Annotated in this window: 7 protein-coding genes; 3 read left to right on the top strand and 4 right to left on the bottom strand. The window is 68.8% G+C overall.

All coding sequences use genetic code 11. The features are described 5' to 3' along the window. The coding region (locus tag ACFY5C_RS40185) for a ricin-type beta-trefoil lectin domain protein (RefSeq protein WP_389454932.1) at positions 1-618 on the bottom strand (618 nt) is incomplete at its 3' end. A gap of 63 nt (positions 619-681) precedes the next feature. Beyond that, the gene (locus tag ACFY5C_RS40180) at positions 682-2,040 is read right to left on the bottom strand and encodes a lectin (RefSeq protein ID WP_389454930.1); all 1,359 of its coding nucleotides are present in this window, start codon (positions 2,038-2,040) and stop codon (positions 682-684) included. 207 nt (positions 2,041-2,247) lie between these two features. Between ACFY5C_RS40180 and ACFY5C_RS40175 the strand changes: the two genes are divergently transcribed. Genes ACFY5C_RS40175 through ACFY5C_RS40165 form a run of 3 tightly spaced genes read left to right on the top strand, consistent with a single transcriptional unit; the run spans position 2,248 to position 4,153 of the window. Further along, complete coding sequence (locus ACFY5C_RS40175; RefSeq protein ID WP_389454928.1) at positions 2,248-2,823, top strand: hypothetical protein; 576 nt, start codon at positions 2,248-2,250, stop codon at positions 2,821-2,823. Positions 2,824-2,855: 32 nt separating this feature from the next. After that, complete coding sequence (locus ACFY5C_RS40170; protein ID WP_389454926.1) at positions 2,856-3,830, top strand: amidohydrolase family protein; 975 nt, start codon at positions 2,856-2,858, stop codon at positions 3,828-3,830. Further along, positions 3,827-4,153: a hypothetical protein gene (locus tag ACFY5C_RS40165; protein ID WP_389454924.1), complete on the top strand. Its 327-nt coding sequence runs from the start codon at positions 3,827-3,829 to the stop codon at positions 4,151-4,153. Before ACFY5C_RS40170 ends, ACFY5C_RS40165 begins: the two co-directional genes overlap by 4 nt. A gap of 46 nt (positions 4,154-4,199) precedes the next feature. On the opposite strand, the gene ACFY5C_RS40160 is transcribed toward ACFY5C_RS40165, so the two are convergent. Further along, positions 4,200-4,826, bottom strand: a complete 627-nt coding sequence (locus ACFY5C_RS40160; protein WP_389454922.1) for a glyoxalase — start codon at positions 4,824-4,826, stop codon at positions 4,200-4,202. A 97-nt stretch (positions 4,827-4,923) separates the two neighbouring features. After that, the gene (locus tag ACFY5C_RS40155; protein WP_389454920.1) at positions 4,924-6,540 is read right to left on the bottom strand and encodes a phospholipase D family protein; all 1,617 of its coding nucleotides are present in this window, start codon (positions 6,538-6,540) and stop codon (positions 4,924-4,926) included. Positions 6,541-6,574: the final 34 nt, after the last annotated feature.

Genomic DNA, 6,574 nt, shown 5'->3' with positions numbered 1-6,574 from the left:
GGCGCTGAGGGCGGCGGTCAGGCCGCTGTACGAGTAGAACGAATTCCGGTTCGGGAACATCTGGTTGAACTGCGACTCGCTCACGACGAACCCGGACGGGTTGCCGCCACCGCCACTCGCGGGCGCGTTCCACTTCTGGTTGGCGGCGCCGGTGCAGCTCCAGATCTGCAGCCGGGTGCCGTTGGCGCTGCTGTTCTCCCGGACGTCGAGGCACTTGTTCGCGGCCGGGTTCACGATGTCGCGGGCCGCGGTGACCACCCACTGCTGGTTGGCGCCGCCCGAGCAGTCCCACAGTTGGACCGCCGCGCCGTCGGCGGTGCTTCGGTCGACGACGTCCAGGCACTTGCCGAGCGCCCGCAGGGTTCCGTCACCCTGGTTGGACCAGATCTGAGCGCCGGTTCCGTTGCAGTCGTAGAGCTGTACGGCTGTGCCGTTGGCGGAGCCGGCGCCCGCTACGTCGACGCACTTGCCGGCCAGTCCGGTGATAGTGCCGTCGGCCGCCTGGGCGGGCGTCACGGTGAACAGCGTGGTGAGAACCGCCGAGAGAACGGCGAAGACCGCGAACCGGCCGGCAGAACCGCGGCCGGTACCGGACCGTCTGTGGTGGGAGAGAGGCATGGTCGAGGACGCTCCTTTTGGTGCGCTGAGGGGGCAAGGGCCGGCCGGGGTTGGCTGGATGGATCAGCCGGTGTAGCCGGCGAACACGCGGGTGAAGTCCCAGTCGGACTGGTTCACTCCGGAGCAGCTGTCGGCGGGGCCGCCGGTGCACGGGCGGTCGCGGTTGGCCGACCAGAAGGTCAGCCGTGCCAGGTGGTGTTGCTGGGCGTAGGCGAGCATCGTGCGGAAGTCGTTGACGGTGACGGTCTCGTTCTGGTCGGTGATGCCGTTCATGGACGAGATGCCCATGGACCGGTAGGCCTGGTCGTCGGTGTAGCCGTAGGCGCTCTTCAGCGAGTTCTTCAGGCCCTCGGCCGCCTGCACGGAGAGGTTGCCCATGTTCTGACCGGCGCCCTGAAAGTTGAACGGCATGATGGTCCAGCCGTCCACGGTCAGCCCCGAGTTCGCCGCCCGGTTGATCAGGCTGGTGTCGGGACCGTTCTGGCCCGTGCCGATGGTGACGTAGACCTTCAGGCCGGAGTTGTTCGCCTTGACGGTCTTCAGGGCGTCGACGGTGCGCTGTTGCACGGTCGGGTTGCTGTAGGCCTCGGCCTCGATGTCGATGTCGATGGCCTTCAAGCCGTAGGCGCTGATGACCTTCTGGTAGGCGGCGGCCAGTTCACTCGCGGTGGAGCAGGAACTCTCCAGCTTGTTGCCGCTCCAACCACCGAAGGAAGGGATGACGTCACCGCCGTTCGCCCGCACGGTGTTGATCGTCTGCTGGTCGACTCCCCCGGTCAGCGCGCGGCCGCCGTCCCACTGGGGGTTGCAGTAGCCGTTGCTGAGGACGAAGGCGAGGGTGAAGTACTTCACGCCCGTGGCGTTGGTGACCGTGGTGGGGTTCGGCGGGCTCCCCCAGCCGTTGTAGAGGTACGGCGCCACGGCCATCGGGGCTGAGGGGGTGTTGCCGTCGTCGGGGGCGGGTGCGTTCCACTTCTGGTTGGCGCCGCCGCCGCAGCTCCAGATCTGTATGCGGGTGCCGTTCGCAGGGTTGTTGTCGGTGACGTCGAGGCATTTGTCCGCCTGCGGGTTGACGATGTCGCGCCCCGAGGAGACCGACCACTTCTGGTTGGCACCGCCGGTACAGCTCCACAGCTGCACCTTGGCCCCGTTCGCGGTCGAACTGCCGGTGACGTCGAGGCACTTGCCGAGAGCCCTGATGGTGCCGTCGCTGCCGACCGTCCACTGCTGGGCGGCGGTGCCGTTGCAGTCGTGGAGCTGTACGGCTGTGCCGTTGGCGGAGTCGGCTCCGGCGACGTCGAGGCACTTTCCGGCGAGGCCGGTGACGGTGCCGGTGGCGGCCTGCGCGGGCGACGCGGTGAGCAGGCCGGTGGCGAGGCAGAGCACGGTGAGTGAGCAGGCTGCGGGGAGAGGTCTGGGCATGCGCGCGGAGCCCTTCGTGGGGGGTGAACGACCGGTGCGCCTTCACCTCGTGAACGGTGAGTGCGTCGCACGGTGCCTGGCTGACCCGTGAACCTAAAGGTATGGACCATTTTCGTCAAGGCATGAAGTAAGCCGTGAGAGAAGCAGTTTGGAGCCTCCGCCCAACCGCCTCCGCGCCTCCCCGCAGCCGGCTGACAGGATGCACGCATGGCGAACACCCGGTCGATCACTTATGCGCGGATTGCCGAAGTCCTCACCGAGCTCGGCATGATCACCAAAGAGCAGGCCCAAGGAGTCCTGGGCCAGGCCGCCGCCTACGCGACCGAGCCGATGGAACGACGCCATGAGATCGCCGACGCCCTCGAATCCTTCGGCGTGGCCGTGTCCATCCACTCCGATGACGTCGACTTCGCCGACGAGCACTACGAATGGCTCCTAAACGAGGCCGCAGCCCTCACCGGCGGCAGTGTCACCGTGTCCGACTACCGCTTCGACAAGGAGAACCCGGACGACGAGGACTGCGGCCTGGGCACGATGCATTTCGAATGCAACGGCCGGCCCCTCTCCTTCGGCGTCGAGCAGGAGTCGAACGACTACCTCGACATGGGAGCGGCGCAGCAGGCCATCGAATCGCTCACCACCCATGACGAGCCTCGGCAGTTCCGCTGCGTCGAGCAGGAGGGCTCGGACCTCGGCGACGACGTCATGGTCCTGGCCACAGCCGAACAGCGGGACGGCCTCCTGCGCCACCTGGGCATCGTGTTCGAATCACCCTTGCGCTGAAACCGCCGCCCGCGACATCGAAGGATCACCGCATGGCACCTGGACCTGGCCACCCTGCCGATTCCACCGAGCCCGGACCCATCCACCGCCCCTTGGGTGAGGAGGCCGGTGCGGTCCGCCGCTTCTGGAGCCGGCTGGGCCTTCCCGGACTGGTCGACGTCCACACGCACTTCATGCCCGAGCGCGTTCTGCGCAAGGTGTGGGACTACTTCGACGCGCTGGGTCCGCTGACCGGCGGGGTCGAATGGCCGATCACGTACCGGAAGGAGGAGGCCGAACGTACCGCCCTGCTCCGCGCGTTCGGCGTACGGTCCTACACCGCGATGCTCTACCCGCACAAGCCCGGCATGGCCCGATGGCTGAACGGCTGGGCAGCCGACTTCGCCCGTCGCACCCCCGACTGTCTGCACACCGCGACCCTGCACCCCGAACCGGGCGTCGAGGGGTACGTCCGCGACGCCGTCGAGGCGGGTGCGCGCGTCTTCAAGGCGCACGTGCAGGTGGGTGCGTACGACCCGGCCGACGAACTGCTCGATCCGGCATGGGGGTTGCTCGCCGAAGCCCGGGTTCCCATCGTGATCCACTGCGGCTCCGGGCCGGCGCCCGGGAAACACACCGGCCCCGACCCGATCGCACGGGTACTGGCACGGCACCCACGGCTGCGGCTGATCATCGCGCACCTCGGGATGCCCGAGTACGAGGAGTTTCTCGGCCTCGCCGAGCAGTACGAGGAGGTACGGCTCGATACGACGATGGCGTTCACCGACTTCGCCGAACGGCTCACGCCGTTCCCACGCCGGGCCCTGCCCCGCCTGGCAGACCTCGGCGACCGCATCCTGCTCGGCTCCGACTTCCCGAACATCCCCTACCCGTACCTCCACCAACTCCACGCCCTGGAGCGGCTGGGACTCGGGGACGCATGGCTACGAGCGGTGTGCCACGACAACGCGGCCATGGTCTTCGGACTGGAACTGCCATCGGGGCTGCGGCGTCCGGATGTGACATGAGGGAAGAGATCAAGGGCCTCGCCGGTTTCCTCGTGGCCGGTCTGGGAGCCGTGGCGGCACTGCTGGCCTGGGCACCACTGGCACGGGTCAATGTTGAGGGCGGCTTCGAGGGGCTCCACCGGGACCTCAGTGTCCTCTACATCGACCTGCCGCTCATCGCCGCGGGTGGCGCCCTGGTGCCGCTCGCGTTCTGGCTGCTCACCCTGCGCCGGTTCCATCGCCCGTGGCTCGCCGCTCTGGCCGCCGCCGTCGCGGCCGCCCAGGGGATATGGGGCCTTACCAGTTGGTGGGTCCCCTATCAGGCACCTGAGTTCGCCCACTGACGGTGGTGAGTGACAGGGCGCACCCAGCACTCGGCCCTCACCCGGGTCACATGGACGCGGTCTCCGACGCGGTCGTCCACGCGAAGCCGTCCGGGTCGGTGAAGGACCCGGCATCACCGCCGATCGCGAGCCGGTGCGATCCGGTGCCGTCCGGTGAGATGCCGGCGACCTTGGCCAGGCCACGGCGCTTGTAGAGCGCCAGCTTGACCGGCCCCGAGCCGGTCGCGAACTCGACGTACTTGCCCCCGAAGCTCTTCGCCACGGCAAGGCCGTGATCGACGTAGAACTGCTTGCTGGCCTTCACGTCCTCGACGCCGAGCAGGAGCACGATCTCGTCGATCTCCCGGGTGGCCGGGCCGGTGTCCTTCTTCGAGGACGACGCGATCTGCCAGATCGTCCCGTCCGGAGCCTGTACGACGCCCCCGTAGCCCCAGAGCGACTTGGCGGCGGGCTTCAGCGTCACGGCACCGGCCTCCACGGCCGCGTCGACGAGCGCATTGACGTTGCCCGGCTGGGACACCACCAGCGACAGCGTGAATCCGCGGAAGCCGGTCGTCGGTGCCTCGGACGCCCCCAGGCGTACCTGGTTGCCGAGCCCGAAAGCGGTGGAGTAGAAGGTGCCGGCGGCGGCGGGGTCGGCCACCTCGAGCGTGACGAATTCGATGGAAGTCATGGCAACGACGCTAGTCACGGCTGGGGAAAGGCGCTTCTCGATTCCTGACCGGAACGAGACCAGGACGCGTCCGCGCCCGGCCGTCACCATTCGGCCATCAGTACTCGTTGCTGCGCCGCAGTCCGAAGGGGCGGCCATCCGGGTCCACGAGAAGGCGATGCAGGGGGCTGTACAGCGTCTTGGCCGTACGAGACAGGTTCGGCGGTCGGTAGGCACGCAAGCGCCCAGGCGGCCTGGGGCCGTGGCGGCCGTCGTCGTGCCAGGCGTCCAGTGCGGCAGCGCTCGCGGCGAAGGCGTCGAAGGCCTTCAGGGGATCGCAGAGCGCGTCGGTCGCCTGCGGAGCCCCGGGTGCTTCCAGATCCAGGTGCTCACGCATGAGCTCCAGGCGCAGATCTCTTGCGAAGCCGCGCGCGCCGTCCCCGAGACCGCCGGGGTCGCGTGGCTCGCGCGGGTCCAGGCTCTCGTCCAGGACGGCACAGGTGAGTTCCGAGTCGTGGGTCCAGGAGCGGAGGTTGATGTTGTCGGAGCCGACCGAGGCCCACACGTCGTCGATCACACACACCTTTGCGTGCACGTACACCGGCGTCCCGACGTGGTTCTCCAGCCCGTACACCGAGACACGCCCGCCGCCGGCGCGGCGCAGCCTGTCCAGGGCCGTGATCCGGCCGATCAGGTTCATCGGCAGGGTGATCCGACCGTCCTGTTCGGGGACGGTGGGGATGACCGCGATCAGGCGCAGGCCCGGGTGGGTGGTGAGTGCCTCGGCGAAGCATTCCACGACGTGCGGAGACCACAGGTACTGGTCCTCCAGGTAGATCAGGGCCCGGGCCCTGCGCAGTGCCTTGCGGTAGCCGCGCGCGATACTGCGCTCGCCGTCCGGGGCGAAGTCGTAGCCGCGCAGCAGCCGGTTCGGGTAGGTGCGCAGGGCTTGGACGATGTGCGTGCCGCAGGGCGGGGGATCGGGTGCCTGGGCCGGCAGCGGGTCCGCACGGGTGTCCTCGTCGTGAGCGAGCTCGCGCAGGCGGACGAGCGGGCTGCGGGTGAGCGGCGAGGGGTCTTCCCAGCGTTCGCGGAAGCCGGCCTCGATGTCGCCGACGGCCGGTCCGCGTATCGCGAGCTGGATGTCGTGCCACGGGGGGTGCGGTCCGTATGCGGCGGCGATGCGCAGGGACTGGGGGTCTCCGAGGTGGGCAGCGTCGTCGTTGCGGTTGTGGCACAGGTCGATACCGCCGACGTACGCGACGTCGCGCTCCGGGCGGTCGGGATGCCGGAGCACGACGAGCTTCTGGTGGTGCGAGCCGCCGGGGCGTACCCGCATGTCGAGCAGGCACTCGCCGCCCCCGGCTTCGATCGCGTCGCCGAGATGCCGGTTCTCGGCCTCGCTGAACTGGAAACGGTCCAGGTGGGAGCGCCAGAGCAGCCCCTTGACGATCACTCCTCGGTGGGCCGCCGCACCCAGCACTGCACCGATTTCGCTGCCGGGGCCATCGAGGCGCTCGTCGGGGTCGCCGCGCCAGTCGGTGAACAGGAGCAGGTCTCCGGCGCGCTGCGCACGGATCGTGCTGAGGAGTGCCGGGAAGTACGTCGCACCGTGGACGAGGGGGCGCACCAGGTTGCCGTACGACCACGCCTGTCGATCCGACCGACGGCTGTCCAGGCGCGTGGCACTGTTGCCGCGCTCGGCCGAGGTCAGCAACCAGTCGCTCAGTTCCACAGCCCAAGCCTCCCGATGACTGACACGAGTACCC

Source organism: Streptomyces sp. NPDC012935, from assembly GCF_042900345.1.
Lineage (GTDB): Bacteria > Actinomycetota > Actinomycetes > Streptomycetales > Streptomycetaceae > Streptomyces.
The sequence above is the reverse complement of the archived record's forward strand: the minus strand, read 5'-3'. Positions and strand labels throughout refer to the sequence as shown.